This window comes from Lentilactobacillus senioris (genome assembly GCF_026798195.1).
GTDB classification, from domain to species: Bacteria; Bacillota; Bacilli; order Lactobacillales; family Lactobacillaceae; genus Lentilactobacillus; species Lentilactobacillus senioris_A.
In genome coordinates, this window is the sequence record NZ_JAPQEZ010000002.1 from 157,710 (window position 1) to 184,389 (window position 26,680).

A 26,680-nucleotide genomic window follows, 5' to 3' on the forward strand; every position below is an offset into this window, starting at 1 on the left:
GTTACCGGTTTTAATTTTAAGAACTATTTGGCAACGGTACAAAGACGTCTAATTGCTTCGGCGTAAATATCCATTGCTTCAAACATTTTAGCTAGTTCCCAGTTTTCGTTAACTTGGTGCATAAAATCAGGTACTCCAGGCAACATAGCTCCATAAGCCACACAGTTGTTCATAGTTCGAGCATAAGTAGCACCACCAGAAATTTGAGGTTGAGTTTGATCACCAGTAATTTCTTCGTAGGTACTCATCAAAGTCTTGACTAACTCGCTATCAGTTGGGACGTATAGGGGAGCAAGATAATCGAAGGTTTCATAAGCTAAATCATATGGAGCAATTGCTGCCCGTAATTGAGCTAATAACTCATCGCGATCGATAGTTACTGGAATTCGCATATCTAGTTGCATCTTAGTTTCTTGGGGGCTAACGGTAAGAGTGGAAATGTTAGCGGTTAGTTGCCCGGATTGTTCGTCTGCTACCTTGCCCAAAACATTTTCACCAGTAGCATCTTCTTTGAAGAGCTTACCAATGAAATCTAGGGGCTTAGATGGAAAGACTTCGTCTAATGCCATGGCTAATCTTAAGACCGCGTTAGTTCCTTCTGGTGCGTTCATCGCGTGGACGGATTTACCAGTAACCGTAATTCCACCGTCAGCACTGTCAACAAAGTCAAAGTGATACTTAGTTAAAGCATCCTTAACTTCAGCTAATTTAGGCCCGTTATAACCGGCCTTAGCAGGAACCGCATTAAATGGATTTTGCATCTCTAACGTAAATTCGGAACTACCAGGCCCAGTTAAGTAACCTTCTTCAAGGCCTTTTTCTGCGTAAATTAACGGAAATTCCGCATCAGGAGCAATCCCTAAATCAATCGGTGCTTCCTTTTGGTTATAAACGGCAATCCCGCGCCACAGATTTTCTTCGTCGGTCCCAAAAATAAACCGAATTCGGTGGTTAAATTGATAGCCAGCATCCATTAGGGCTTTGACTGCAAAGATAGCGGCTACTGAAGGTCCCTTATCGTCTTGAGTTCCGCGACCATAAATATAACCGTCTTTAATGGTAGCTTGATAAGGATCACTGTCCCAATCACTGGCATCGCCAGCAGGCACTACATCAACATGACCGATAATTCCGAAAATTTTGTCACCTTCACCGACTTCTGCATAACCATAATTACCAGCTGGGTCACGGTAGGTTTTAAAGCCAATTTCTTGGCAAATTTCAAGAATTTCATCTAACGCAGCGGCAATGGCAGGACCAAACGGAGCACCAGCAGCACTATGTTCTTGGTCTAAATAAGAAGGGTGTTGAACCATTCTTTTTAACGCTTCAATGGCTTGTTGCTGTTGTTCTTCAGTTACAATTTTGTTCATTATTAGGCCTCCTAAATGTCTAGATAAAAGTCATGATTGCTAGAAAGGCAATCGTAGAAATGAATAGGTAGATCATTAATTTGAACATGAACTTCCACCAATCAGTGATGTTCACGTGAGCAATAGCTAAGGCCCCCAGAACCACACCAGAAGTTGGAGTAATCAAGTTTACCCAGCCAGAAGCACTTTGGTAAGCAGTGACTACTAAGCTAGGATCAACGCCAGCAAACTTACCCATTGGTCCGATAATTCCCATAGTAGCTGCTGCTAATCCAGAAGTGGATGGAATTAAGAATGACATTGGGATATAGAAAATGAAGGTTACGATAATAAATAATGCTGACCCTAAGTTGGAAAGGCCAGTTTCACCCCAATGAAGAACGGTGGCGGTAATATTACCGTCGTTCATAACCACTTGGATACCCCGAGCTACGGCTACGATAATGGCAACGCCTAAGAAGTCGCTCATTCCGTTCATGAAGGATTCAATAAAAGTAGCTTCTTTCATCTTAAAGATAAACATTACTAACACTGCAGCCATTAAGAAGAGTGTAGTAATTTCGGTAAAGTACCAAGAACCAAACGGTACGATATTAGAACCAATGATGTCACCGATTACTGGTAAGTTTTGTAACCATTTGGCAAAGTTATTAAAGAAGGTCCACTTAGGATTAATGCTGTCCCAAGGTACCAAACCTAAAATCATGATGAAGAAAGTGAGACCAAAGATGGTTAAGACGGTTTTTTGCCGGCCAGTCATGCCTTCTTGATCCACGTTTTTAGTGTCTAATGCAAAGCGCTTGAGGTCATCTTCTCGTTGGTTGTAGACGTAGGAACGTTTAGGATCCTTTTCGACTTGAGAAGCGTAGTGGTAAACATAGATAATACTGATCCCAACTGAGATCACTAATAAGACGATCCGGGATAACAAGCCATCTCCAGGAGAAATATTCAGAGATTGAGAGGCCACCCCGGTCGCAAACGGATTAACGGTAGATGCTAAACATCCTACTTGAGAACCCACTAGCGCAATAGCAACTGCGACTAATGAATCAAAGCCTACGCTAATCATTACCGGAATTAAAAGGGGATAAAAGGCAATTGTTTCTTCAGCCATTCCATAAGTAGAACCACCGATTGCAAATAAGATCATTAAAATAGGAATAAGTAATTTTTCGCGACCCTTAAAGCGGGTAACGATTGAAGCAATCCCATCATCTAATGCTCTAGTCTGATTGACAACACCTAAAAAGCCACCAATTACTAAAATAAATAGCGAAATCGAAATAGCTCCGTCAGTTTTATCGTTTCCAATCATTCCGTAGATTGGAGCAGAGAAAACATCCAAAATTCCTTGCGGATTAGAAGCCACAGATCGATAAGTATTAGCAATAATATTGCCAGCTTTATCTGTGGAATAAGAACCTGCCGGAATAATCCAGGATAGTAATGCAACGAAAATAATAATCAGGAATAAAATCGTGTACGCCGAGGGCATCTGAAACTTCTTCTTGGTCTTCTTAGTATCATTTTGCATGGTGTCACTTCCTTTACTAATTATTAATACATACTATAAACAATAAATGTGGTGAAAAAATGAACTTTTACAGAAGATAAATAATAACGTGATTAATTTTTATTATTTTTTCCTGTTAAAAGTATTATAGCAATAGTGAGCAAAGGGTTCAATGAAAGCAGTGCCAACAAATTAACTAAAAAAGACCACCATATAATGGTAGCCTTGCTCAGAAAATATTTATTAATCAGCTAAATCACTAAAGTAATCGTAAAGTTGTTCTTGGGTTAAATCTTGTTTAGCTTGTCCGTTGACGTCAAAAACAATTTGGCCGTGACTTAATACAATTAACCGGTTACCAGATTGAAGGGCATCCGTTAAATGATGGGTAATCATTAAACAGGTAAGATTTTCTTCGTTAATTCGTTGGTTAGTAATACGCATTAAATCAGTGGAGGTCTTAGGGTCTAAAGCAGCAGTATGTTCATCTAACAGTAAGATATCTGGCCGTTTAACCGTAGCCATCAAGAAGCTAAGGGCTTGGCGCTGTCCACCAGAAAGTTTACCAGTGGGAGCATTTAGGCGCTCGTGAAGATCGTTAGGCATAGTAGCAGTCAGTTCTTCAAAAGAAGGTAGTTGTTGTTTGAGTTTTCTGGGAAGGAGAGTTCTTCGTTGCCCCCGTTTTTGGGCTAGTAGTAAGTTTTCTGCTACCGTCATCCGTGGAGCTGTTCCCATCTTGGGATCTTGGAAAACACGACTTAAAAAACGGGTCCGTTTTTCGACGCTTAAGTGAGAAATATCCTTGCCATTAAGTAAAATTTGGCCGCTGGTAATTGGCAAATCGCCTCCGATAACGTTGAATAAAGTAGATTTACCAGCACCGTTGGTCCCAAGGACGGTAATGAAGTCGCCTTGATTAATGGTTAAATTGAGGTGATCCATAATGTTTAGTTCTTCAGGGGTTCCCGCATTTACGGTTACCACCACGTTTTTTAGTTCTAGTAATGGAGTGGCCATGTTACTTACCTCCTTTTAAGAACGTGTGTCTAAGTCTAAAGCGACTTTCCATCGCTGGGACCATCATAAAGATTGCTAACACGATAGCTGAAATCAAATTTAAATCATTAGCATTAAAGCCAAGGGTTAAGACAATTAAAATCACGAAACGATAAAGGATACTCCCGAGGGTAGTAGCAATTAAGCGTTGATTCATCGTTAATTCTCCAAAGACCACTTCGCCAATAATAATCGAAGCTAACGCCACTACAATCACGCCGATTCCCATGTTAACGTCGGCAAAACCGTTATTTTGGGCAACTAAAGCGCCACCTAAGGCAATTAAACCATTAGAAACCCCGACACCCATAATTTGCATGTTGTCAGTACTGATACCTAAAGATTTGGCCATGGTTGGATTATCACCAGTGGCGATAAAAGCTTGTCCAAGGTTAGTTTGGAGAAAGTAAATAATGATGGCGGTGATAATAGCGATGATGATTAAGCCCAAAACCACACTATTAAAGTATGGTGGTAATGAGTTTAGGAACTGGCCGTTGAATAGGGTGTGTTTGCCGTATAGGGAAAGGTTAGCTCGGCCCATAATTCGTAAATTAATAGAGTACGTGGCGGTCATCACTAAGATCCCAGCCAACAGAATCGGAATTTTTCCCTTGGTGTAAAGTACTCCAGTAGCTAGACCAGCTAAAGTGCCGGCGCCAAAAGCCAACAACGTGGCTAAAATTGGTGAAACTCCGTGAGAAACGGCAGCGGCACAAACCGCGGCTCCTAAGGGAAAAGTTCCTTCTACGGTCATGTCCGGAAAGTCTAGAATTCGAAAGGTTAAGAAGAGGCCTAACCCAATGACACCCCAAATGAGGCCTTGTCCGATTGCAGATACGATTATACTCATTTGATTAGTTCTCCCTTCGTTTTGGCTTCTTGAATTAAGTTAGCAGGAATATTAATACCTAGCTTCTTGGCTTGCTTTTCGTTGATAATCAGTTTACCGGTGTCGACAAATTGGATGGGTGTGGTGGCTGGATTAGCCTTACCCTTTAAAATTTTGGCGGTCATTTTACCAATCGCCACTCCGGTTTGGTATTGATCGACACTATAAGTAGCTAGGCCACCGTTTTTCACCATGGTGTCCACAGCTGGAAAAACCGGAATCCCTTGTTGATCGGCAGCGGCGGATAGGGTACTCATAGCCCCGGCGATGGTGTTATCGGTAGGAACATAAATCGCATCCACTGAGCCAGCTGCTTTTTGAGCTACTTGATTCAAGTCATTAGAGTTGGTGATGGAGTAGGCTTTATATTGGATGTGCTCTTTTTGACACATTTGAACGAACTGTTTGTATTGGGACACGGCGGAATCATCGCTGGAAGTGTAGATGATACCAAGGGTTTTGAGCTTAGGCATTAATTGTTTGATTAACCCCAGTTGTTGCTTAAGTGGTGCTCGATCAGAAACGCCGGTGATGTGGCCACCGGGGCGTTTATTATTTTGAACCAAACCAGCGCCTTTAGGATCGGTAACGTCTCCTAAAATCACTGGGCGATTAGTGATGGTGTTGGCTAATGCTTGAGCCGCTGGGGTAGCAATTCCAATTGAAATATCAGTGTCTTCATTTTCAAACTTGGTGCTCATGGTTTTCAGGTTACTCTGATCATTTTCAGCGTTTTGAAAATCAATCTTCAGGTTCTTACCTTCGGTGTAGCCGCCGTCCTTTAGGCCGGCAACGATTCCCTTATGAATGGCGTCAAGGGCGGGGTGAGACATTAACTGTAAGATCCCAACTGTGGGGGTCTTGCTGATTTGCTGAGAAGAAGTGGGTTGTTCTTTGACAAACGCCACTCCTAAAAATACTAGTAAAATAATAATAAGGCCGTACATTCGTTTCATAGTTTTTTCTTCTTTCTTTTCAAAGTGGGTGATCAAAATTCAGCGAAAAAAAAACGAGTAATCCAGCCGGTGGCGGAATTACTCGAAAAAAAGCGGCCAGCCGGATTTCATCCGACCAGCCTTAGTTAGTGAAAGATTACCGGCCCGGATGCGTTTTTGATCGCAACAAGATCAAGCCGCATCCGAATCGATGTGACTTGTTACCGGCTTTGCCAAGTTTGAAGTACGTAACAATTAGTCATAGTAATCTTTCCTTTCGTGTGAGAATATTTTAATATTAAGCTAGTTAGGTACCATTCGTCAACTAAAAATATTTACAAAGGGGAATTTAAGATGGCTAATCGAACGTTATTACGAGTCCTAGTACCAGAAATGGCGCGCAATCAAACGGGAAACGTTGCAAAAACAATTCAAGAATATTTATGGCAGAAACAAGTAGCTGGTTTAACCATCAGAAGGAGCTTGACCGGGTTAGCTGATTATACAGCGCGTCAAGATAACGTCTTGGAAGATTCGGCTTTTAATAACGATCCGCTGATTTTAGAAGCCGTGTTGCCTAATGAACAATTAGCTCAAGTATTACCAACGATTAAGTCAATGGTGGTGGAACGTGGTGAAGTGACAACCGTGCCAGAGGAGGCTGATAACAAGTTGAAAAATAATCTTAGTGAACATATGAATGTCAAAATTTTTATGAAAAACGTTAAGCAAAGTGATGGCAGGGATGATTTAGACGTTGTTTTAAATACGTTGCAAGAAGCTGGAATCGATTGGGTTTCAGTTACCAAGGGAATCAAGGGTTTTGGTAAGGAACGCAAGCAATACAGTCCCAAGTTTTCGTTTAGCAAAAACGTGCCAGTGGTGATCGATATTTTTATGACCGAGCAACAAGCTCAGGTGTTATTACCGGAATTAGAAGCAGCAGTGACCGAGGGAGTGGTGTTTAAAACTAGTGCTAGTTTAGTAATTAAAAATGAAGGAGTGAGGCGTTAATGAATTATTTAGTAGTTGCCTGCTTTGCTTTTTTGGGTGGCGTTACCCGTTACGGAATTAGTTTGTGGCTAGCTCCAACGCACGGTTTTCCGGTAGCTACCTTATTAGTTAATTTAGTAGGCTGCTTTTTGTTAGCGTTTATTAGTCATTATGTTGGTGAAGTCAGTAAATTACCTAGTAGTGTAATTGTTGGTATGGGGACTGGTTTTGTCGGCGCTATGACCACTTTTTCTACCTTTAGTAATGAAACACTGCAAATGTTTTTACATCATCAATATGGGTTGGCGTTTATGTATGACGGAATTAGTCTATTTGGTGGCCTGTTAATTAGTTGGACAGCAATTTGGCTTAGCAGACAATTAGTAGAACGGAGGCGACCTGCATGAATTTATTACTAGTTGGTGGCGGTGCGATGGTGGGTGCTAGTGCCCGCTACGGTATTTCTAACTTAGTCAAAAAGTACATTTTAATTACTTTTCCAATCGCCACGTTAGTGATTAACCTACTTGGCTGTTTTTTGATGGGGTTACTGTTGGCCCAAGGGTGGGGCAATTCTGCCTGGTTGTTGTTAGGAACCGGGGTACTTGGTGGTTTTACCACTTTTTCCACTTTTATGAACGAATCCGCAATGTTAATTAATGCCCGTCAGTGGGGCCGATTAATCACCTATCTCTTAGTGAGTTATGTGGGCGGCTGGGGATTGTTGTGGTTAGGAATGCAGATTTAGGTGGCGATGTCGCTGGACGTGGGTTAGATTTCCGCCGACCCCTTCTTACTATCAAATTTTCCTATTGCATCATTGCTTATTTTTATTTGAACTAGGCTCGTTAAATCATTATCATTAACCATGGAGGTGATTTCATGCAACATACAGAAATCGAATTGAATCGTGAACAAGCAACATACTTAGATTTATACTTAAACAACACAAAGACCAAGTTACCATTGATTTTCATCGTACCTGGTGGCGGTTACAAGCAATTTCAAGCTAAGGATTCAGCGCGTGTGGCACTGAGCTTTATGACTAAGGGCTTTCAAGCAGCCGTAATTCGTTACCCAATTGGGGAACATAAAAGTTACGCGGATGGTAAGCAAACCGTAGCAGCTGCTGTGGACTACGTTGTAACTCACGCTGCAGAACTTAACGTGGATACCGATAAGTTAGGCATGTTAGGTTTTTCTGCTGGCGGACAGTTGGTTGCTGAATATTCAACTCACGCAGACAGCGCCTTGAAGTACGTTTTATTGGGTTACCCAGTAATTGCGCCTACCTTGGATGAAGGGATGGGCGTCAAGTCTGAAGATGTGAACGTCTTAGTTACAGAGCAAACTTTACCAACCTTTATCTTTGGTTCCATTAATGATACTGTGACGCCTTATACCCAACATATTGGTCCATATTCTCAAACTTTGGCAACTAACCACGTGCCGTTTGAATTGCACGAATTTAGCACTGGTAATCACGGTATTTCTTTGGCTAACGAGTACGTTGCCGACCAAAACGCCGGAGAAGTGTACCCAGAATTTGCTAGTTGGTTTGAAATGGCCTTAACTTGGTTACAACATTATACTAATGAATAATGAGTATCAGGCCTTAACGTTTAATGCAGAGTTAACTGCTGAACAGCAAGCGACATTAAAACAAATGATAGCTTTTACCCAAACGGCAATGACTCAATCTGAGCATGCCGTTTTTGTGCTTCAAGGAGAAGCAGGGACCGGTAAAAGTGTACTGCTAAATCAATTTTTTACTCAAATGGCTCGGCAGATAAATACGCCACGCTTTTTGGTTAACCATCCGGAGTTATTAAAAGTTTATCGCCAAATTGCTGGAGCAACCCCGGGCCTACTAAAGAAATTTTTCGAACGGCCAACTACGTTTATTAACAAAGCCCATAAGCAAAACACACAGGTAGATTTAGCGGTGATTGACGAAGCACATTTACTGTTAAGCAAGGCTGATCATTATAATAACTATTATGGCAATAACCAATTGGCTGATATTATTAATTTGAGTCATGTTACCGTCTTAGTATTTGATCCGGAGCAGGTATTAAAAACTAAAAGTTACTGGACAACTAAACGACTCCAGCAAGTAATTGGTAAACGGCCGCAACAGTGGGTACAATTAAAACAGCAGTTCCGATTACAGGCACCGGTAGAATTATTGAACTGGCTTAATGATTTTGTCAGTGGTGAAATAATTAAACCAATAGAGCTACCAGCGACGGATTATGATTTTCGAGTGTATGATGATGCTGAAGCAATGCGTCAACAAATTGTAGCCAAGAACCAAGAAGTTGGTATGGCTAGAATTACGGCCACCTCTGGTTACCCTTCCATCTTGGATGGCGGTAAACACTATATTACTGAAGGCCGGTTTAAGCTGCCTTGGGATCAATACAATTTTACGAGTACCCCGTGGGCGGAACAACCTCAAACAATTGACGAGGTAGGAAGTATTTATACCGTCCAAGGATTTGATTTGAGTTACATTGGGATCATTATTGGACCGCCATTTTACTTAACGGCTGATAAACGCCTCGGGGTTAATCCTGAGTTGGCAACTGACGTTGAGGTTTTTAAACATCGAGCAGACTTAAGTGGAATTGACTATGAAAATAGCAAAGTGGCCCTTTTACGTAATTCACTGAACGTATTACTAAATCGGGGGGTGAAGGGAACCTACTTGTATGCCCATGACCCCCGATTAAGAAATTGGTTAAACCAACAAGAAAACGCCTCCCGTTAAACAGGAGACGTTTTTTAAATTACCGTCAGCAAGTTATTCATAATGTGTAGGGCGGTGTTAAACCGAATGTCTCTAAATCGTAAGTAGGTCAAGCCTAACAGCCAACCCATTGCGGAGTACATTAGCAGCGTCGAGTCAAAACTAGGTTCGTGACCTAAGCCAAACAATAATCCGCTAACCAAAATACCAAAGAAGTTGTTCCATTTAGTATTTTTGGCGAAGAAATAGTTTAAGAAAATTCCCCGAAAAATCAATTCTTCAAAGAACGGTGCCACCGCGACGGCAAATAAATTATTCCAAAACGGCATTTGATTAGCTGCAACATCGACGGCTTGTTGGTTAGCAGGAAAATGTAACACACCTAAAGTGATTAATAGGCTCCAGACGTACTGCAAAACTAACATGGCGGCAAATAATAGAAATAACCGGCTAACTTTTTGCCACGTAACTGGATATTTGCCAAAATTACGCGGATTATTCGCCTGTAGTTGAACCCAATACCGCCAGCCAATGAAGCCTAAAGAAATAGCACTAGAAATTAAGCCAATTCCTAAAAACTGGGCCATGCGATCGGGTTGATTAGGAAATTCACCGGCTACGGACACTAACGTAGATGACAGCAGGTAAATAAATAAGAAGAATAGCCATTTAACAATTTGGCCACCCTTTAAGAAGAGATATCGCATAATTACCCCTTTTGTGCGTAGGTGTTGATGGTAATCAAATTATCGTCTAAGTCAGCTACGACGATAGCCGTAGCGTCACGACCCATTACTTTAACGGTGTGCGCTGGTTGTTTAATGTCCACTCCGTAATTAGCTAAATGAGACTGAAGAGCAGCGACTGAGTCCTTAGCCACCACACTGAATTCAATCGGATTAACAACTTCTTGGGGACTAAAAACCAATAGTTGTTTGGCTAGACGAGCTGCCTTAACGTCATCTGCTAAATCCAAAATAGGCAGATCAAAAACTTCATGGTAAAAGCGTAGGCTAGCTTGTAGGTTAGAAACGGGTAAGTTTAGAGCTTCAATTTCTCGAATATTCATATTAATTCATCCTTTTTGCTTAGTAGATTCCATTATATACTCTTTAGGGAAGGTTTGTGAATTGTTCTAACTTGACGTGGCGAACAAAACAGTGTAGCGTGCTTACATGTATGTTTACGAATAGAGAGGGATAAAAAGTGCCATTATTAACAGTATCAGACTTAACGATGAGCTTTGCAGAAAAGGATCTGTATGCTGACGCGGAATTTCAACTCGAAGCTGGCGATCACATGGGAATTATGGGCCAAAACGGGGTCGGCAAATCTACGTTAATTAAGATCATTACCGGAAGCGAATTGCCACTTAAGGGCCAGATCAACTGGCAAAAAAACATTAAAATTGGTTATTTAGATCAGTATGCCGATATTGAAGCTGATTTAACCTTGACTCAATTTTTACAAACGGCTTATGCGGATTTATTTGAACGAAATGAACAATTAACTGAACTATATAATCAATACGCCGAAACGGGTGAAGAAAAATATCTGGATCGAGCTGGACAAACTCAAGAGTATTTGGATGCTCATGGCTTTTATGAAATTGACACCGAAATTGAACAAACCATTACTGGTTTAGGCCTGGATAGTATTGGTCGTGACCAACTAGTTGGCGAAATGTCTGGTGGGCAACGGTCCAAGATTATTTTAGCGAAGATGATTTTGGCCAGTCCGGACGTTATTTTGCTAGATGAACCAACGAACTATTTGGATACCGCTCAAATCGAGTGGTTAATTGATTATCTCAATAGTTTTCAAGGCGCCGTTATGGTGGTTTCTCATGATTATGACTTCCTAGAACAAATTACCAACTGTATCATTAACGTGGCGTTTGGCAAGATTACCAAATACCGGGGGAGTTTTAAACAAGCTATGCGGCAACGAGCAGAACGTGAAGAGTTCCAACAACGTCAATTCGACAAGCAACAGGTTGAAATTGAAAAGGCAGAACGTTTCATTCGGAAAAATAAAGCCGGTTCTAAATCCACGATGGCTAAATCACGGGAAAAGAAGCTGGCGAGAATGGAACGGGTTGATCCACCTTCGACTAACATTCGGGCTTCGTTTAACTTTCCGTATGCCGATACCGGTTCGCATAATGCATTGACGGTAGAGGAATTGTCGGTTGGTTATAATAAGCCGTTGCTAGCACCAGTGACGATTTCGATGTCATTAGGTGAAAAAGTAGCGTTTGCTGGTTTTAACGGAGTTGGTAAATCAACACTGATTAAAACTATTTTGGGTAAATTATCATCTAAGGGTGGGAGTGCTGAATTTTCACCTTCTGCGGTAATCAACTACTTCAGTCAGGAATTGGATTGGGAAAACGATGCTATGACTCCCATGGCCATTATTGCCGATGCCTTTCCTAAGTTACAACAACGGGCGATTCGGACGAAGTTGGCTCAGTGTGGGTTGGATTCTGAAAATGCGATGAAACCAATCGGTCAACTATCTGGTGGTGAACAAACCAAGGTGAAGTTGGCAATGATGGAATTTACGCCTAGTAACTTCTTGATCATGGATGAACCAACGAACCATTTGGATGAAGAAACCAAAGAAGCTTTGAAGCGGGCCTTGCAACGATTTGAAGGTAATCTGATCGTGGTTAGTCATGAAAGTGGCTTCTACGAGGGAGTTGTAGATAAGATTTTAAACGTCGAAAAATTAAGCTTGAAAAAATCAGAGTAAATAAAAAGACTTGGAAAAATTCCAAGTCTTTTTATTATGCTTTGGCCTTGCCAAATTTTAAGTACAACCATGGACCAATTGGTTGAATTAAACTAATAAGTAACCAGGTAGTTCGGTTGCCTCGACGAAACGAAGGGGCCTTAATGATGTCGGCCCAAGCTATGAAAAGAGCAGTGAGTTCAAAAGCTACAAATGGGGCCAACATTTGTTTTTGGCCGGAAGTTAAGTTTCTTTTTTTCATGTTGCCGCCTCCAATCTTTAATTGTCCTTAGTATAACCGGTTGGCCAACGGATAGCTTAAATTAAGTTTAGGGTTTAAGAAAAATGATAGGCTATTTTGGTGAATTGATAAGGGGAGAATCAGTTAGTAGCCAATCCTAAAGTTAAAATACCCGTCAGGTTAAATGACCTGAAAAATTAGCCGGAATATAATTAAAAAAATAATCATCAAATGAGATTTTTTTTAATTTAAGGGTTGTAATGGGATGGAGATATGATAAGATAATATTCAACAAAATAAAAACGTATGAGAGACAAGTACATTAGGCAGGCACTATCAGTGAGATGGGAACTAGTGAAAACCCATTTAGTTGCGGCTTAGTCGAATAACACTCTCTAAGTTTCATACTGAAATGCGAATGCAAAGTAGGTGTTGGCGTCGTCGGAACGTTACTACCGGAGCGTATGTTAGTACGTATTAGAGTGTCTTGTGTATGCAAGAAACTTGGGTGGTACCGCGAAAGGTCTTTCGTCCCTTGTTAGAAGGGATGAGGGGCTTTTTTATTTTGTAAACTAAAAAAAGGATCTGATATTATGCCAGTAGTTATTCCCACCGATTATGATGCAAAATTTCTCCTCGTAAGACCCAAGAAGCGATTCGGTTTATTCGTGATACGTTTCAAACCGAATTTGGCAAGCAATTAAATTTATCACGATTATCGGCACCAATGTTTGTTGATCATGATACCGGATTAAACGATAATTTAAGCGGTACTGAAACACCAGTTAACTTCACAATGGTGGGGCTGCCCGGTCATCGAATTGAAATTGTCCATTCTTTAGCTAAGTGGAAGCGCATGGCCCTAGCTAGATTTGAATTTGGGATGCATGAAGGCTTGTATACCAACATGAACGCGATTCGTAAGGATGAGGAGTTAGACAACTTTCATTCTATTTACGTGGATCAGTGGGACTGGGAAAAAGTGATCGCTAAAGATGAGTTGAATGAACACACCTTGCGCGAAACCGTAGAACAAATTTTTCAGGTGTTAAAGCACGTAGAAGGTGAAGTTGCCAATCAATATCCGGAAGCTGTTCATCATTTACCAGAACAAATTCATTTTATTACCACCCAACAATTGGAAGACCGCTGGCCAGATAAAACTCCTAAGGAACGCGAAAATGCTATTACTAAAGAATTAGGTGCAGTTTTCTTGATGCAAATTGGTGGCTACCTTAACTCTGGTGAAAAACATGACTTTAGAGCCCCAGATTATGATAACTGGGAGCTAAACGGAGATATTTTATTCTGGTATGAGCCATTGCAACGAGCCATTGAAATTTCTAGCATGGGAGTCCGAGTGGATGAAGAGACTTTGTTAAAACAATTGAAGCTCTACGATGCCGAAGATCGAATTCAATTTCCGTTCCATCAAGCCTTGTTAAACGGCAAATTACCGTACACAATTGGTGGTGGCATTGGTCAATCTCGAGTGTGCATGTTGTTGCTAGGTAAAGCGCACGTAGGTGAAGTGCAAGCTAGTATTTGGCCCCAAGCAATGATTGATGAATGTGAAGCAGCAGGAATTCATTTACTATAAAAAAAGAGATAGCTAGAAAGCTATCTCTTTTTAGTATGCTGGGAATTTACCGAATCAGTTCACACTTAACGTGTTCCGCACTTCAACTAACTATACTTTAACTAAAAAGCCGTAATAGCGATCTAAACGATCGAACTATCACGGCTTTTTAGGTTAAACTTCGTTAGTTCTCGAAGCTTGTCACACTTATTTATTAAACGTTCCTACTTCTACTTCTTTGATGAAAGTAGCAAGGTGATCATAATAAACTGGAGCGTTATCGATCATGTGGTGGTGACCACCGTTTGGAGTAGAAACAAACTTAGCGTTAGGAATCATTTCAGCCATTCGCTTACCAGTGGCAATTGGCATGGTTTCATGTTCCCCAAAGGTAACCAAAGTAGGAACTTTGATATCCTTCAAACGATCAGTAAAGTTCCAGTCCTTCAACTTACCAGTCACAACAAATTCGTTGTCACCTTGGAAGGCACCGTAAACATCAGTGTTCATAGTGTCAACCAAATGAGAAATGGCAGCTGGTTGTTTCCGGTCGATGTAACCTTTGTTTAAAATATCAACGCAAGCTTGGTATTTTTCGTTATCGTAATCATTTTTAGCTTCGCATTCTTTCATGTAAGCTAATTGTTCTGGGGTGAGGGCTTCTTCACGAACCTTGTTAAGGTTTTCGGTGTAATCGTCAATTCGATCAACCATTGAAGAAATAATTGCTCCTTTCAAATGATCGCCGTATTTAGCAGCGTACATTTGAACTAAAGCGCCACCCCATGATTGGCCAATCAAATAAAATTGATCAATGCCTAATTTTTGACGGACTTCTTCGACTTCGTCAAGGAAGTAATCGTAATTTAAAATATCATTAGCAACCTTAGGATCGCTAAAGTCAGGACTGTCTGAGTACCATGAACCAAGTTGGTCGTACATGTGCACTTGGACATTTAAACCTTGTTTTGCAAGTTGCTTAGCAGTATCTTCCCAGTATTCATGGGTTCCACCAGGGCCACCGTGCATAGCTAGTAAGTGAATCTCACCAGTTCCTTGGGTGTTGGTCCAGAGATGATAACCGTTATCTAGGGTGATAATTTTAGTACCTTGTTTCATATACGAGATGCTCCCTTCACAATTTTAATTTCCATAATACCACGATTTAAGGATAAATGGTTAGACGTGTTTTTTTACGGGAAGATTTAGTTGAGACTTAGTTAAGTCAACTTTGTATTCGATATCTTGGTTACCGCGAATGCTGGTAGCCATGTCAGTCCCGAAGATTACTAGTCCTAAGCGATGCCCAGCAGGTAAGTGATAGAAGCTAGGTTGGAGATTTAGATGAACGGAATAGAACTTATTAGGCTTAAGTTCATCGTTTTGGTAAGCATTGGTTCGGTTTTGTAAATTCATGTGACCAATGGAAATTACTTTGTAAGGAGTGACGTGAGAATCTAATTGGAATTCCTTTAAATCATCAAAGCGCCATCTAAATCCAGTATCGATACCGTTGGCTTTTAAGACTACGGGATCTTCAGTTAAACGCTTAGCTTCCGCGTAATCAACCAAGGCAACACTGACCATACCAACTTCAGCGTTAGAACTAATCTTAAGATCGACACTAGGTTGACCATCGAGGTAGTGGGCTTGGGTGATTTGTTGGGTGAGCAAGCGAATCCGATTGTTTTCCAGTGGAGATTCGTTAGCCATCATATCCTTTTCCCATTGCTTAATGTCGTTAGAATATAATTCAAATTCGGTTTTGGTAAGGTGGTCACTGTAAGATTCTACGTCAATGGCGGCTTGACCCCAAGTACCGTCGTTTAAGTGGGTGTGGTGAATTTCTGGATCTCCACCCCAATCATTTTCTTCGGTCCAGGTATCGGGTGAGACGTTGTCTTGAACTAACGTATCTGGTAGAACTTCGTTAGCGCCGTTATTGATTTCGTAGAGTTTGTTAGACAACCAGAGGTTCATCATTTCGTTGAAATCCAACGAACGGAAATTATTGATGTAGATATGCTTGCCCTGGTGCAAAATTAGTTTTTGGGTAGCCTTAGTGTCTTTTAGGGCATTCCAGAGATTAAAGGCGTGGCTAGTTTTAACGTTCCAGTCGTTTAAACCGTGAACGATAAACATATCTGCCTTAACGTTTTTAACGTTCTTCAAGTAATTGCGGTGATCCCAGAAAGTGTTGTAGTTACCAGTTCTACGATCTTGTCCATCGGTAATTTGTTCGAGTTGGTCTTCCCAAACCCCTTGTACTTTACGGTAATTACCAGCAATTTTTTGCCGACTGAAAGTTTCTTCTGCTAAGACATCGGCATCTTCACCTTGGAAGCCTAACGGAGCGATTACTAAGCCGTTTTCACGGTAGTAGTCATACCAGTTAGAAATACCAGCTTCCACGATCGCAGTTTTTAAGCCTTTGACGCCGGTAGTAGCTGCTGCAGTGGCAAGGGTTCCTAAGTAAGACCGTCCAGTCATTGCTACGTTATGGTTAGACCAAAAGGCATCGATTTGAATGTCATCAACTTTATTGGTGTAAGCAGGGCGGTCACCAGTTAGCCATTCAATTATGGCTGTAGTAGAAAGGGTTTCTAATTCAGAACCGGTGGTCCGAATCCCGTCTGAGCCCTTAGTTCCGATTCCTGCTGCGTAAACAACGGCAAAGCCACGGGCTAAGAAGTAGTCGTTTAATGTATAGCTAGAAGTGTGAGCAAAGGTTTCTTCGGCAGTGGAAGTAGTTCCTGTGGCTTCTCTAGGTTTGGGAGGAGTAGGAAGAGTAAATGAAGTGGTGATGGCTTCTTTAGTAATTTTAGAAGCTGGTTTAGGAGTTAAGCTCCGGTTCACCCGGTGCATCATTTGTTCGCCGGCAGTGTCGTTAGTACCTTGGTTATAAGGACTGGCGGTGTAAATTACTGGAACTGTCAAACTATTATCTAAATCAGGTTCGGTTTCTGCTGGCCGTAAAACTTCTACCTTAAGTAAATCGCGCTTTCCGTCACGGTCACTATCTAAGTCACTTTCGACGTAAACGACATCGTGGATTAATTGGCGAGTGTCAAAGACAGCTTGGGCCTTACCATTGAAAAATAATGGTTGGGGTAACACGTTATCGGTAAAGTATTGCGCATAGTAACCTTGACTAGCTAGGTAGTCAATTAAACTTTGGCCGTTTTTAGTACGGGTATTTAACAGTAGGTACCAAGCGTCAATTAAGTCGTCGGCGTTTAATTCATCGCCAACTTGTGCTACTGGCAAGCCCATTTCTTCAAGAGCAGCAATGGGAGCATTTAAATGAAAATCTTCATTAACTTCAAAGCCTAGCAATTGTAAAGCTACGTTATAAAAAGCTTGCTTAGATACTGATCGGTGCTTGGTAGTATATTCGTAAGCATCTTGGGTATCGGTAGCCATTAAGCCCTTTACTTTTTCAATTCGAGTGGCGCGACCTTGGTGCTCAATATAAAACTTTAGCAAAAAGTTTCGCCATAACATCACTGGATCGGCCATTTTAAGGGCTCTAGGTGATAAGAAGCGAATCATTTTTAATTCCTTGATAATCTGTTCATGATCGGTGTCAATGATGGCAAACTGGTTAATCTTCATCGGTTGCGTTCCTCCTATGTTAAAAAGCATCAATTGATAATCTTATTATACTCCAGAACTTATCCGGTATGAATTGGATTACCGGTTAAGACCATGATAAAATTTAATTAACTGAATTTCAAAGAAAGGGGCCCACATTTTGAACTATATTGGAGAAATTGCTTTAATTTTATTTACAACACTGTTAGCAGGTGCAATTAGTCAACGATTTAAGATGCCAATGGTGATTGGTGAGTTACTAATTGGGGTTATTTTAGGACCTGGTGTGTTGCACTTAATAAGTGATGGCGAGCTAATGACGGTAGGATCAGAAATTGGGGTAATTATCCTAATGTTTTTGGCCGGAATTGAAAGTGACTTAACTCAGCTAAAAAAATATTTCCGACCGGCACTATTAGTGGCCGGATTGGGAGTAATCTTGCCGATGATCGTTTTTTATTACCTGGGAATGTTAAATCATCAAGGGTTTGAACGCTCGATTTTTTGGGGCGTAATTTTTTCCGCTACTTCGGTTTCCATTAGTGTTGAGGTGTTACGAGAATTTAAGTACTTAAGCACTAAAGAAGGGGCCACTATTTTAGGAGCGGCCGTAGTAGACGACATTATTGCCGTTATTCTAGTTAGTATTTTTACCAGTACTTTCGGTGTTGGAAATGAATCCGCCAATTTAGTAGTTACTAGCTTAATTCAAGTAATTTATTTTGTTGGTGTAGTTGTTTTAGTCAAATGGTTAGCACCGTGGTTACTGCATTTTGCTGAGCGGGTTCCAGTTCCGGGTGCAGTAGCAATTACGTCATTGTCGTTATGTTTAGCGATGGCCTGGTTGGCAGATACTGTGGGGCTAAGTGCCGTAGTGGGGGCGTTCTTTGCTGGAGTAGCGGTTGGTCAAACTAAGTACCAACACGAAGTGGTTCAAAACGTAGGCCCAGTTGGGAACACGTTCTTCATTCCAATTTTCTTTGTTAGCATCGGAATGGCAATGGAATTTGACGGAATTGGTCAACACATCTGGTTCATCGTTATTATGACCGTAGCGGCCCTCTTGACTAAGTACTTGGGTGGAGCATTAGGAGCCAAATTAGCTGGTGATAACTGGCACAGTGCTAGTCTGATTGGAACTGGGATGATTTCACGTGGTGAAATGGCGTTGATTATTGCTCAACTAGGAATTTCTGCTCATTTACTACAGCGAGAATTGTATTCAGAACTAATTATCGTTATCGTTTTAACCACGATTTTAGCGCCACTCATGTTAAAATGGGCCATTAATCAAATTAAAAAAAGAGAGGATGAGTCAATATGACAACCGAATATGCAAGCGGAGCAGTAGTTTATCGAATCCATAATGGGCAATTAGAATACCTATTATTACAAAGTGCCACTGATGATTTTTGGGGCCTTCCAAAGGGTCACGTCGAAGCTAACGAAAATTTGGTGGAAACGGCAGTTAGAGAAATTGCAGAAGAAACTAGCTTAAACACTGAAATTGATGACGGCTTTCACGAACGAGTGGAATACGATATGAAAAACGGTCACCATAAGGTAGTCGACTTCTTTGTTAGTCGAGTTCCTGAAGAGGTAGTGATTAAGAAGCAAGACGAAGAAATTTATTCCTATGCCTGGTTTGACTACGATCAAGCTAGCCACCAATTAACTTATGATAATTTACGGGAGTTACTGGCAATGGCTGACAAGTATATTCGAACAAAAGAAGGAATTGGGGATCGCTCTTGAAACGGTTAGTATATGTAATTACCGGTGCGGCTGGAAGTGGCAAAACTTCAGTACAGCGGTATCTGATTGAAAAGTATCATATGAGTAAAGTGATTACCCATACAACGAGGGCCCCCCGTCAAAATGAACGAGACGGAGTGGATTACTATTTTGAAAGTCCAACTACGTTTCCGCAAAACCATTATCTAGAGCAGGTTCAATATTCTAGTAATCAATACGGTTCTTCATATGAAGGAATTGAACGGGCCTGGCAAAACTCTTCTAACGCAGTGATTGTTTTAGACACTAAGGGCGCCATTACCTATGCTAATGAGTTGGGGGATCAAGCCGTGATTATTTTTATGCAGGTAGCTGACTTTGCTGAGTTAGCCGAGCGTATGAAAAAACGCGGAGATAGTCCCGAATTAATCGAACAACGATTAGCTAGTCCGGAAAATCAACGGGATCTGCATTTGCCTCAAGAGTTGGTTGGTAAGTCCCATGTTATCAGTAATGTTGATTGGGAAGCTACCAAACAGCAAGTAGATCAAGTGATAACTGAAACTAAGTAATATTTACTAAAGAAACCAAGTTGACGATGGTTTCTTTTTTATTTTCAATGAAAAAACTAATTTCGAAACTGATTCAACCTTTTGGTCTAGCTTTTAATATGCTATACTGCTTAACAGTAATGATTACTTTTAACGTGACAGGGGGCATTCCAATGAAAACTGTTATTGATAACGCAACTCAGGTGTTGCGAGACAACCATTTTAAAATTACCAAGCAGCGTAAAGCAATGCTGACTTATTTGATCAATACCGCTACTAATCAATATGTGGATGTTACTAGCATTGATGAATTCATGCGGCAAAGCTTTCCGAAGATGAGCCACAATACTATTTACCGGAATATCGCTGAATTTGCTGATTTAGGAATAGTGGAACGTAATGTCCGTGGTGATCAAGCTGCCGTTAAGTTTCAGTGTGATTTTGCTCATGAACATCACCACCACTTTGTTTGCAGTGGTTGTGGTAAAGTTCGGGAATTGAGTGCGTGCCCACTTAGCCAGGAGGTTCAAGATCAACTAAAAGATTGTGAAATTACCGGGCATTCCTTTGCAATTTATGGGTTATGTGAGAACTGTGCTAAACGGTCATAACTTAACTAATAATTAAGTTTTTTGTTACGGATTATTGATATATTTGTGGCATAATTGGGCTTAATCAATTTTGTGAAGGAAGGTTCTTCAATGGACAATCGAATTCCCCCATTATTAACGCCGTTTGCCATTTTATCGATTTCTTTGGCGCTTGGGGCAACTAATGTGGTAGTTAATAACGCAACTTCTACTGACGAAGGCGCTCCACGCTCATCACAAACCTCTGCCCAAAAGAAACTTTCAGATGCTATTTACGGTAAAACTAGTTCTAGTAATTCCGACAAGGAAAAAACTAATTCTAGTGACGATGCTAAAAAAGACAGCGAATCAATTAAAACAGATAGTAGTTCCGATAAGAAAGAATCATCTGATTCAGCAGCTAAAGAAAGTAGCGACCAATCAGTTACTAATGACAGCAGTGATAGTTCCGATACTAGTAGTGATAAAAAAACCGATTCTAGTTCTAATGGCACAACATCTGGTGGTAATAAAACCGGTAATTCTAGTACTGGCAATAACTCTTCTAAAACTGATAGTAGCGATTCTAACGTTGCTGGAACTAATAGTGACTCCAGTTCAGATGACGCTAATGGTGAGACTGATGCCAATGCTAATTCTGCAACCAATAAGTCTGCTAACACTAATACAGAAACCAAGGGTGGAACCGCAGCTGCCACTACGAAGACTGCTACTCAATCTGCAGATATTGATGCCACAGAGGAGGGAAGCTAGTCTATGTTTAGTTTTTTAGATATGGTAAACCATTACCTAGGTTACTTTAATATTAATGTCACCGTGAAGAGTCGTATCTACACTATTTTAGGTCTTTTAGGTGATGGGTATCTATTTTACGTAGCCGTTCGGTTACTGAAAAATCAATATTATTCCCGCGGGTTACTCTTCTTGGCGCTAGCAGTAGTATTATTTTACTTTGCAATTGGTAATTTGTTTTATTACTTTACTAATAAACAATTTAAGTATGATATTTCACCTTGGCTAGCTCGAAAATTACATTTACATCCACGGCAACCAGAAAATAAACAAACTAATTCGGTTAATGCGGGGATTAATATGCCAGCTAACGGCTTATTTGATCAACAACATCTGTTACCTGCTAAGATAATTACTACTACAATGGAACAAGAAAATTTAAAATCTATAGTAACTATTTTAATGCAGCAACGGTTATTAGTACCGGATTATCAGGGCCAAACAGATGCCCAAATTGCTGGTTTATTAAAGCATAGTGATGGAAAACCAATTTATGCGATTGGGTCTGGAGTGATGCTGCCATACTTTGAATTGCGACATGAAAACGAAAAATACGTGATTTATGGTGGCGTTAATCAAGCTCAAGTCTTGCCGTTAGGGGCAATCAAGCAAGTGGGATTGCAATCTATGTCAGCAGCTGATCAGTTAGCGGTAGATTTCTTCTTAGCTAACGTGGTAATCGTTGGTGGGCCGTATAAAATTAAAGGCCGTTCTGGTGTTTTTGAACACCAGCAAGATTATCAATTGGCGGTGCAAGTAGCGTACCAAAAAAATGACCAAAGTGAGCAACAATAGGGTTGCTCTTTTTTTGTGCGCTAATTTATACATAGGAAATAAATTATAATTGTGATCATTTATATTCAAGCGTCAATTTTGACCCCGAAAAAGTATTCCAATAATATTAATTTAAGAAAACTTTTTGCTCATCAAGATAGAGCAAGGAATATGGGAGGGATCGGCCATGGCAATGGTAGAATTCAAAAACGTTCAGAAATATTTTGGTGACTTTCACGCCTTAAAGGACATCAATCTCAAGGTTGATTCCGGTGAAACGGTGGTAGTTATTGGTCCATCGGGATCAGGTAAGTCTACGCTGATTCGGACCATTAATGGATTAGAGTCAATTCAATCGGGACAGTTAATTGTTAACGGCTATGATTTGGCTAGTAAAAAAACTAATCTTAACTTAATCCGCAAAGACGTGGGCATGGTATTTCAACATTTTAATTTATACGCTAATAAAACGATCTTAGAAAATATCATGCTAGCTCCGCGAATTGTGTTGCATCGAAATGAAAAGGAAAATAAACAGATTGCTAATGAGCTACTAGAAAAAGTTGGCCTAACCAGTCAGGCTAATAAATTTCCAGCACAGTTATCAGGTGGGCAACAACAACGGGCCGCAATTGCCCGGTCGCTAGCTATGAAGCCTAAGTGTTTGTTATTTGATGAGCCAACGAGTGCGTTGGATCCTGAAATGATTGGTGATGTGTTAAGCGTTATGAAAGATATCGCTAGAGATTCTGATATGACCATGATTGTGGTGACTCATGAAATGGGATTTGCGCGCGAAGTGGCTAATCGAGTGGTCTTTATGGCTGAAGGACAGATTCTAGAAGATGATAGCAGTGATGTTTTCTTCAACGGTGAACCAAAGAATGAACGTGCTAAACGGTTCTTAAGTAACATTATCGCTCATTAAAAGAGAGGAGGGATCCCATGAAAACCAAGCTGAAAAAAATAGGCGGGGTCTTGGCATTGCTCTTCCTCGCATTGGTATTAACGGCGTGTAGCAGTCAATCATTAGCTAATCAAGATGTTTTAGAAGAAGATAAACAAAGTCAAACTATCACTTGGGGAGTAAAAGCAGATACGAAATTATTTGGGTTAATGGATGTGAAGGACAACCAAATTAAAGGGTTTGAAATTGATATTGCTAAAGCATTAACCAAACAAATTTTGGGCAAGGATGGTAAGGCGGAGTTTATTCAGGTAAATAGTCAAACCAGAATGCCATTACTAACTAACGGTAATATCGATGCAATTATTGCAACGATGACGATTACTCCTGAGCGAGCTAAGCAAGTAGACTTCAGTAATTCCTACTTTGATGCCGGTCAATCGATTCTGGTAAAGAACGGTAGTCCAGTTAAAAGCGTTTATGATTTAAACAATAGCCACTCCACTATTTTAGGAGTGGTGGGGTCTAACTCGGTGAAGACGATTAAAAAATTTGCTCCTAAAGCTAAATTATTACAATTATCCGATTATTCCCAAGCGCTAACCGCCCTTAAATCCGGACAGGGTGATGCCTTAACTACCGATAACGGGATTTTATACGGGATGGCCGCAGAAAACCCTGGTTACTCAGTAGTAGGGGGGACGTTTACCAAAGAACCTTACGGAATTGCGGTGAACAAAGGCCAAACGAATTTTAGAAATGCGATTAATAAGGCCTTAACTAAGATCGAAAAATCCGGTGAATATAATCGAATTTTGTATAAATGGTTTGGACACGTAAAGGGCTTTGATTACAAGGAGGTGCGCAGATGATTGAAATCTTTCAAAATTACGGTGATGCGTTGCTCCGGGGATTTGGCGAAACCATTTTATGTAGTATTATTGCTTTAATTTTCGCCCTCATCATTGGTTCTGGATTTGCTATTTTAGAATCCACTCCCATTCGATGGCTGCGCATAATCGCTAGAACTTACATTGAAATTTTTAGAAATATTCCGCTATTGGTAATCACTATGTTTTTTTACGTGGTAATTCCTATGTATGTGCTAGACATTAGTGGATTTGTGGCTGGAACCATCGGTCTGATTTTATATTCATCCGCGTTTATCGCTGAAACGGTCCGGGCTGGAATTCAATCGGTAGATACGGGACAGATGGAAGGCGCCCGAGCAAACGGGTTAACTTTCTGGCAGGCGATGCGTTATGTTATTTTACCGCAGGCCTTTCGGTATGTCTTACCACCATTGGGCAATCAATTTATCAACTTAGTCAAGAACTCATCAGTACTAGCGTTTGTGGCTGGGTTTGATTTGATGTATCAAGGTAACGTTATCGCTTCTGATTCATTGCAGAGTATGAGTACTTATATGTGTGTCGGGGTGTTATATTTAATCATCACTCTACCGCTTAGTTACTACATGCGTTACTTGGAACACCGCTTATCGTAAAGGAGGAAACGCTTATGTGGGATAATTTAGTCAATGCCTATTCGTTTATTAACATTCGTTTCCTCTTGGAGGGAGCATGGGTAACGGTTCAGGTATCAGTAATTTCAATTGTGCTTAGTTCTATCTTGGGAATGATTTTGGGAGTGGTCCGCTATATTCGAGTAAAAGTCTTATCAGCGGCGTTAGGGTTTGTGATCGATATTATTCGAAATCTACCGTTGATTTTGATCATGTTCTTCACTTATTTTGGCCTTCCAAACATTGGATTTAAACCAGTTCCATTTTGGGCCGCAATTATTGCGTTAACCATTTTTGAATCGGCAATGATTGCAGAAATCGTTCGCGCAGGGATTGAATCTATTCCAGACGGCCAAATGGAAGGTGCTCGCTCCAACGGACTAACATTTTGGCAAACGTTAAGATACATTATCGTTCCACAGGCCATTCAAAACATGATTCCAGCACTGGTTAGTCAGTTTATTTCCTTAGTGAAGGATACTTCACTGGCAACCATTATTGTGCTACCAGATTTGATGAATCATGCGCAGATTATTTACGGGCAAAATACTAACTATACGATTCCGATGTTTATTGCTTTAGCAGTCATGTACTTTGTGGTTTGTTACTCACTATCGTTACTATCCAATTACTTTGAACGCCGGTTGCAACGTAACGGGGCGGTGGTAGAAGATGATGTTAGTGAAGTGGGAGTAAATTAACTAGATAAAAAAGGCTCGCAAGGACAATTCAGTCCTTAGCGAGCTTTTTTACAATTGAAACGGTTAATTTAAATTAGTTGCTATAAATTCATCGAAACGGTTAAGATCTGCACCACCTAGTTCAACGGTGATTTGCGTTCCTTCCTCCTGGTAATCAGTAGCCAAAACGTTAGCGTTATCGTTAAGGTAACTAATTACGTCACCCCGGTTAAACGGAATTAATAACGTCTTGGTTTCATAATCATCAAAGGCTAGTTCAACGATCATTGAAGTTAATTCCTGAAGGGAAGTTTCGTCTGTAGCGGCCATAATCAAATCGTTACCTTCTCGGGTGGGATAAGGACCCTCAATTCGGTCAGCCTTATTTAAAGCAACAATCATTGGGCGGTTTTCGATCCCAATTTCAGCTAAAGTCTTAGCGGTAGTTTCCATCATCAATTTGTAATCTGGATCAGAATAGTCTACTACTTGGACTAGCAAGTCAGCATTAGCAGCTTCAGCCAGTGTTGATTTGAAGGCCTGGACTAATTGATGGGGCAATTGGCTAACGAACCCAACCGTATCACTAAGTAAGAAGCTCTTTTGATCGGGGAGCGTTAACTTACGTACGGAAGTATCCAGGGTGGCAAATAACATGTTTTTAACCAGTACCTGTTTTTCTTCGTTTTCGCCAAATAGCTTAATGAGGCCGTTCATAATCGTCGACTTACCAGCGTTGGTATAACCAACTAGCGCTACAGTGGGTAGTTCACTGCGATCGCGTTGTTTCCGTTTAGTCTCATCGGCCTTTTGGGCTTCCTTTAATTCCTCTTGAACGTGGGTAATTCGTTTTTGTAATGTTCGGCGATTCAATTCTAATTGAGATTCACCAGCACCACGGTTGGTAAATCCACCGCCGGCACTGGTACCAGTTTGCTGATCTAGTCGTTGGCTAGCACTAGTGTGGAGTCTAGGCAATTGGTATTTTAACTTAGCTAATTCGACTTGGAGTTTGGCCTCTTTAGATTGAGCCCGGTTAGCGAAAATTTCTAAGATCAAACCGGTTCGATCGATGATTCGGGCATCGATAGCTTTTTCAATGTTTCGAATTTGACTAGGAGAAAGTTCGTCGTTAGCGATGACGGTATCAACACCGGTTTCGATGACCAATTCCTTAAGTTCTTCGATTTTTCCCTTGCCAAAATAAGTGGCGGGATCTGGTCGATCAAGTTTTTGGGTTAAAGTTTCGGCAACTTCCATGTTATTAGCTTCGACTAAGTTGTTTAATTCTTCCACCGCGTAAGTAAAGTTCGGTGAGTTAAGATCCAATGCAATGGTGATTACTGGAGTAAGGGTTACTTCTGTCATTCGTTAGTCCTCCTTGAATGGGTGCTATAAGTTTGTCACTCGTTTTATAATTACTGGAGTGATTCTCATTTGTGACATTCGTCTGACCTCCT

General features: G+C 40.8%; 27 protein-coding genes, 1 pseudogene and 1 other annotated feature. Of the genes and pseudogenes, 17 read left to right on the forward strand and 11 right to left on the reverse strand.

All coding sequences use genetic code 11. The annotated features are described in order from the left end of the window. Positions 1-23: 23 nt before the first annotated feature. The 5 genes from OXT66_RS02865 to trpX form a co-directional block, all read right to left on the reverse strand. On the reverse strand, positions 24-1,373 hold the full coding sequence (locus tag OXT66_RS02865) for a M20 family metallopeptidase (protein ID WP_268595570.1): 1,350 nt from the start codon (positions 1,371-1,373) through the stop codon (positions 24-26). 19 nt (positions 1,374-1,392) lie between these two features. Then, positions 1,393-2,910: a YfcC family protein gene (locus OXT66_RS02870; protein WP_268595571.1), complete on the reverse strand. Its 1,518-nt coding sequence runs from the start codon at positions 2,908-2,910 to the stop codon at positions 1,393-1,395. Between the two features lie 222 nt (positions 2,911-3,132). Then, positions 3,133-3,906, reverse strand: a complete 774-nt coding sequence (locus OXT66_RS02875) for an ABC transporter ATP-binding protein (RefSeq protein WP_268595572.1) — start codon at positions 3,904-3,906, stop codon at positions 3,133-3,135. Between the two features lies 1 nt (position 3,907). Then, on the reverse strand, positions 3,908-4,798 hold the full coding sequence (locus tag OXT66_RS02880; RefSeq protein ID WP_268595574.1) for an ABC transporter permease: 891 nt from the start codon (positions 4,796-4,798) through the stop codon (positions 3,908-3,910). Beyond that, complete coding sequence (gene trpX / locus OXT66_RS02885; protein ID WP_268595575.1) at positions 4,795-5,793, reverse strand: tryptophan ABC transporter substrate-binding protein; 999 nt, start codon at positions 5,791-5,793, stop codon at positions 4,795-4,797. The genes OXT66_RS02880 and trpX overlap by 4 nt, the downstream gene beginning before the upstream one ends. 333 nt (positions 5,794-6,126) lie before the next feature. Here trpX and OXT66_RS02890 point away from each other — a divergent pair, with 333 nt between their 5' ends. The 5 genes from OXT66_RS02890 (at position 6,127) to OXT66_RS02910 (ending at position 9,538) form a co-directional block, all read left to right on the forward strand. After that, positions 6,127-6,786, forward strand: coding sequence for a DUF190 domain-containing protein (locus OXT66_RS02890; RefSeq protein WP_268595576.1), 660 nt, complete (start codon positions 6,127-6,129; stop codon positions 6,784-6,786). Continuing rightward, positions 6,786-7,172 carry a fluoride efflux transporter FluC gene (locus OXT66_RS02895; RefSeq protein ID WP_268595577.1) on the forward strand — a complete coding sequence of 129 codons (387 nt, stop codon included), beginning with the start codon at positions 6,786-6,788 and terminating at the stop codon, positions 7,170-7,172. The genes OXT66_RS02890 and OXT66_RS02895 overlap by 1 nt, the downstream gene beginning before the upstream one ends. After that, positions 7,169-7,513, forward strand: coding sequence for a fluoride efflux transporter FluC (locus OXT66_RS02900; RefSeq protein WP_268595578.1), 345 nt, complete (start codon positions 7,169-7,171; stop codon positions 7,511-7,513). Before OXT66_RS02895 ends, OXT66_RS02900 begins: the two co-directional genes overlap by 4 nt. A gap of 134 nt (positions 7,514-7,647) precedes the next feature. After that, positions 7,648-8,367, forward strand: coding sequence for an alpha/beta hydrolase (locus OXT66_RS02905; protein ID WP_268595579.1), 720 nt, complete (start codon positions 7,648-7,650; stop codon positions 8,365-8,367). Continuing rightward, the gene (locus OXT66_RS02910; RefSeq protein WP_268595580.1) at positions 8,360-9,538 is read left to right on the forward strand and encodes a DUF2075 domain-containing protein; all 1,179 of its coding nucleotides are present in this window, start codon (positions 8,360-8,362) and stop codon (positions 9,536-9,538) included. Before OXT66_RS02905 ends, OXT66_RS02910 begins: the two co-directional genes overlap by 8 nt. A gap of 14 nt (positions 9,539-9,552) precedes the next feature. Here the strand turns inward: OXT66_RS02910 and OXT66_RS02915 are convergent, their stop codons facing one another. Next, entirely contained in the window at positions 9,553-10,224 is a 672-nt protein-coding gene (locus OXT66_RS02915) for a CPBP family intramembrane glutamic endopeptidase (protein WP_268595581.1), read from the reverse strand. A 2-nt stretch (positions 10,225-10,226) separates the two neighbouring features. After that, positions 10,227-10,586, reverse strand: a complete 360-nt coding sequence (locus tag OXT66_RS02920) for a VOC family protein (RefSeq protein WP_268595582.1) — start codon at positions 10,584-10,586, stop codon at positions 10,227-10,229. A gap of 167 nt (positions 10,587-10,753) precedes the next feature. Here OXT66_RS02920 and OXT66_RS02925 point away from each other — a divergent pair, with 167 nt between their 5' ends. Continuing rightward, complete coding sequence (locus OXT66_RS02925; protein WP_268595909.1) at positions 10,754-12,274, forward strand: ABC-F family ATP-binding cassette domain-containing protein; 1,521 nt, start codon at positions 10,754-10,756, stop codon at positions 12,272-12,274. Positions 12,275-12,308: 34 nt separating this feature from the next. Here the strand turns inward: OXT66_RS02925 and OXT66_RS02930 are convergent, their stop codons facing one another. Further along, a complete protein-coding gene (locus tag OXT66_RS02930) occupies positions 12,309-12,515 on the reverse strand; it encodes a PLDc N-terminal domain-containing protein (RefSeq protein ID WP_268595583.1) in 207 nt (68 codons plus the stop codon). A 275-nt stretch (positions 12,516-12,790) separates the two neighbouring features. Further along, positions 12,791-13,033: a binding site (T-box leader), on the forward strand. Between the two features lie 54 nt (positions 13,034-13,087). Between OXT66_RS02930 and asnA the strand changes: the two are divergent. Further along, a pseudogene (asnA, locus tag OXT66_RS02935) lies at positions 13,088-14,094 on the forward strand (aspartate--ammonia ligase). 186 nt (positions 14,095-14,280) lie between these two features. On the opposite strand, the gene OXT66_RS02940 reads toward asnA, so the two are convergent. Both OXT66_RS02940 and OXT66_RS02945 read right to left on the reverse strand, forming a co-directional pair. After that, on the reverse strand, positions 14,281-15,192 hold the full coding sequence (locus OXT66_RS02940) for a proline-specific peptidase family protein (protein ID WP_268595584.1): 912 nt from the start codon (positions 15,190-15,192) through the stop codon (positions 14,281-14,283). 60 nt (positions 15,193-15,252) lie between these two features. Continuing rightward, entirely contained in the window at positions 15,253-17,688 is a 2,436-nt protein-coding gene (locus OXT66_RS02945) for a Xaa-Pro dipeptidyl-peptidase (protein WP_268595585.1), read from the reverse strand. A gap of 139 nt (positions 17,689-17,827) precedes the next feature. On the opposite strand from OXT66_RS02945, the gene OXT66_RS02950 reads away from it, so the two are divergent. From OXT66_RS02950 to OXT66_RS02995, 10 genes are all read left to right on the forward strand, one after another. After that, the gene (locus OXT66_RS02950) at positions 17,828-18,991 is read left to right on the forward strand and encodes a cation:proton antiporter (protein ID WP_268595586.1); all 1,164 of its coding nucleotides are present in this window, start codon (positions 17,828-17,830) and stop codon (positions 18,989-18,991) included. Beyond that, on the forward strand, positions 18,988-19,422 hold the full coding sequence (locus tag OXT66_RS02955; RefSeq protein WP_268595587.1) for a bis(5'-nucleosyl)-tetraphosphatase: 435 nt from the start codon (positions 18,988-18,990) through the stop codon (positions 19,420-19,422). The genes OXT66_RS02950 and OXT66_RS02955 overlap by 4 nt, the downstream gene beginning before the upstream one ends. Further along, complete coding sequence (locus OXT66_RS02960) at positions 19,419-19,973, forward strand: guanylate kinase (protein WP_268595588.1); 555 nt, start codon at positions 19,419-19,421, stop codon at positions 19,971-19,973. Before OXT66_RS02955 ends, OXT66_RS02960 begins: the two co-directional genes overlap by 4 nt. Positions 19,974-20,125: 152 nt before the next feature. After that, positions 20,126-20,563: a Fur family transcriptional regulator gene (locus tag OXT66_RS02965; RefSeq protein WP_268595589.1), complete on the forward strand. Its 438-nt coding sequence runs from the start codon at positions 20,126-20,128 to the stop codon at positions 20,561-20,563. 90 nt (positions 20,564-20,653) lie between these two features. After that, positions 20,654-21,295 carry a hypothetical protein gene (locus OXT66_RS02970; protein ID WP_268595590.1) on the forward strand — a complete coding sequence of 214 codons (642 nt, stop codon included), beginning with the start codon at positions 20,654-20,656 and terminating at the stop codon, positions 21,293-21,295. A gap of 3 nt (positions 21,296-21,298) precedes the next feature. After that, the gene (locus OXT66_RS02975; RefSeq protein ID WP_268595591.1) at positions 21,299-22,129 is read left to right on the forward strand and encodes a DUF6681 family protein; all 831 of its coding nucleotides are present in this window, start codon (positions 21,299-21,301) and stop codon (positions 22,127-22,129) included. Between the two features lie 166 nt (positions 22,130-22,295). Next, a complete protein-coding gene (locus OXT66_RS02980; RefSeq protein WP_327058993.1) occupies positions 22,296-23,036 on the forward strand; it encodes an amino acid ABC transporter ATP-binding protein in 741 nt (246 codons plus the stop codon). Between the two features lie 17 nt (positions 23,037-23,053). Continuing rightward, positions 23,054-23,887, forward strand: a complete 834-nt coding sequence (locus tag OXT66_RS02985) for a transporter substrate-binding domain-containing protein (RefSeq protein WP_268595593.1) — start codon at positions 23,054-23,056, stop codon at positions 23,885-23,887. Further along, positions 23,884-24,522 (forward strand): amino acid ABC transporter permease, encoded by a 639-nt coding sequence (locus tag OXT66_RS02990; RefSeq protein WP_268595594.1) that lies wholly within the window; start codon positions 23,884-23,886, stop codon positions 24,520-24,522. The genes OXT66_RS02985 and OXT66_RS02990 overlap by 4 nt, the downstream gene beginning before the upstream one ends. Positions 24,523-24,536: 14 nt before the next feature. After that, entirely contained in the window at positions 24,537-25,241 is a 705-nt protein-coding gene (locus tag OXT66_RS02995) for an amino acid ABC transporter permease (RefSeq protein ID WP_268595595.1), read from the forward strand. Between the two features lie 63 nt (positions 25,242-25,304). Here the strand turns inward: OXT66_RS02995 and hflX are convergent, their stop codons facing one another. Beyond that, the gene (gene hflX / locus OXT66_RS03000; protein ID WP_268595596.1) at positions 25,305-26,588 is read right to left on the reverse strand and encodes a GTPase HflX; all 1,284 of its coding nucleotides are present in this window, start codon (positions 26,586-26,588) and stop codon (positions 25,305-25,307) included. Positions 26,589-26,680 lie beyond the last annotated feature (92 nt).

What these genes read in the sequence shown, in the direction of transcription:
- OXT66_RS02995 (WP_268595595.1), top strand. Translation starts at nt 24,537, where the DNA reads ATGTGGGATAATTTAGTCAATGCCTATTCGTTTATTAACATTCGTTTC.
- OXT66_RS02880 (WP_268595574.1), bottom strand. Translation starts at nt 4,798, where the DNA reads ATGAGTATAATCGTATCTGCAATCGGACAAGGCCTCATTTGGGGTGTC.
- OXT66_RS02930 (WP_268595583.1), bottom strand. Translation starts at nt 12,515, where the DNA reads ATGAAAAAAAGAAACTTAACTTCCGGCCAAAAACAAATGTTGGCCCCA.
- OXT66_RS02990 (WP_268595594.1), top strand. Translation starts at nt 23,884, where the DNA reads ATGATTGAAATCTTTCAAAATTACGGTGATGCGTTGCTCCGGGGATTT.
- OXT66_RS02910 (WP_268595580.1), top strand. Translation starts at nt 8,360, where the DNA reads ATGAATAATGAGTATCAGGCCTTAACGTTTAATGCAGAGTTAACTGCT.
- OXT66_RS02900 (WP_268595578.1), top strand. Translation starts at nt 7,169, where the DNA reads ATGAATTTATTACTAGTTGGTGGCGGTGCGATGGTGGGTGCTAGTGCC.
- OXT66_RS02940 (WP_268595584.1), bottom strand. Translation starts at nt 15,192, where the DNA reads ATGAAACAAGGTACTAAAATTATCACCCTAGATAACGGTTATCATCTC.
- OXT66_RS02905 (WP_268595579.1), top strand. Translation starts at nt 7,648, where the DNA reads ATGCAACATACAGAAATCGAATTGAATCGTGAACAAGCAACATACTTA.
- trpX (WP_268595575.1), bottom strand. Translation starts at nt 5,793, where the DNA reads ATGAAACGAATGTACGGCCTTATTATTATTTTACTAGTATTTTTAGGA.
- OXT66_RS02985 (WP_268595593.1), top strand. Translation starts at nt 23,054, where the DNA reads ATGAAAACCAAGCTGAAAAAAATAGGCGGGGTCTTGGCATTGCTCTTC.
- OXT66_RS02945 (WP_268595585.1), bottom strand. Translation starts at nt 17,688, where the DNA reads ATGAAGATTAACCAGTTTGCCATCATTGACACCGATCATGAACAGATT.
- hflX (WP_268595596.1), bottom strand. Translation starts at nt 26,588, where the DNA reads ATGACAGAAGTAACCCTTACTCCAGTAATCACCATTGCATTGGATCTT.
- OXT66_RS02920 (WP_268595582.1), bottom strand. Translation starts at nt 10,586, where the DNA reads ATGAATATTCGAGAAATTGAAGCTCTAAACTTACCCGTTTCTAACCTA.
- OXT66_RS02865 (WP_268595570.1), bottom strand. Translation starts at nt 1,373, where the DNA reads ATGAACAAAATTGTAACTGAAGAACAACAGCAACAAGCCATTGAAGCG.
- OXT66_RS02915 (WP_268595581.1), bottom strand. Translation starts at nt 10,224, where the DNA reads ATGCGATATCTCTTCTTAAAGGGTGGCCAAATTGTTAAATGGCTATTC.
- OXT66_RS02955 (WP_268595587.1), top strand. Translation starts at nt 18,988, where the DNA reads ATGACAACCGAATATGCAAGCGGAGCAGTAGTTTATCGAATCCATAAT.
- OXT66_RS02965 (WP_268595589.1), top strand. Translation starts at nt 20,126, where the DNA reads ATGAAAACTGTTATTGATAACGCAACTCAGGTGTTGCGAGACAACCAT.
- OXT66_RS02975 (WP_268595591.1), top strand. Translation starts at nt 21,299, where the DNA reads ATGTTTAGTTTTTTAGATATGGTAAACCATTACCTAGGTTACTTTAAT.
- OXT66_RS02875 (WP_268595572.1), bottom strand. Translation starts at nt 3,906, where the DNA reads ATGGCCACTCCATTACTAGAACTAAAAAACGTGGTGGTAACCGTAAAT.
- OXT66_RS02890 (WP_268595576.1), top strand. Translation starts at nt 6,127, where the DNA reads ATGGCTAATCGAACGTTATTACGAGTCCTAGTACCAGAAATGGCGCGC.
- OXT66_RS02895 (WP_268595577.1), top strand. Translation starts at nt 6,786, where the DNA reads ATGAATTATTTAGTAGTTGCCTGCTTTGCTTTTTTGGGTGGCGTTACC.
- OXT66_RS02870 (WP_268595571.1), bottom strand. Translation starts at nt 2,910, where the DNA reads ATGCAAAATGATACTAAGAAGACCAAGAAGAAGTTTCAGATGCCCTCG.
- OXT66_RS02980 (WP_327058993.1), top strand. Translation starts at nt 22,296, where the DNA reads ATGGCAATGGTAGAATTCAAAAACGTTCAGAAATATTTTGGTGACTTT.
- OXT66_RS02925 (WP_268595909.1), top strand. Translation starts at nt 10,754, where the DNA reads ATGAGCTTTGCAGAAAAGGATCTGTATGCTGACGCGGAATTTCAACTC.
- OXT66_RS02970 (WP_268595590.1), top strand. Translation starts at nt 20,654, where the DNA reads ATGGACAATCGAATTCCCCCATTATTAACGCCGTTTGCCATTTTATCG.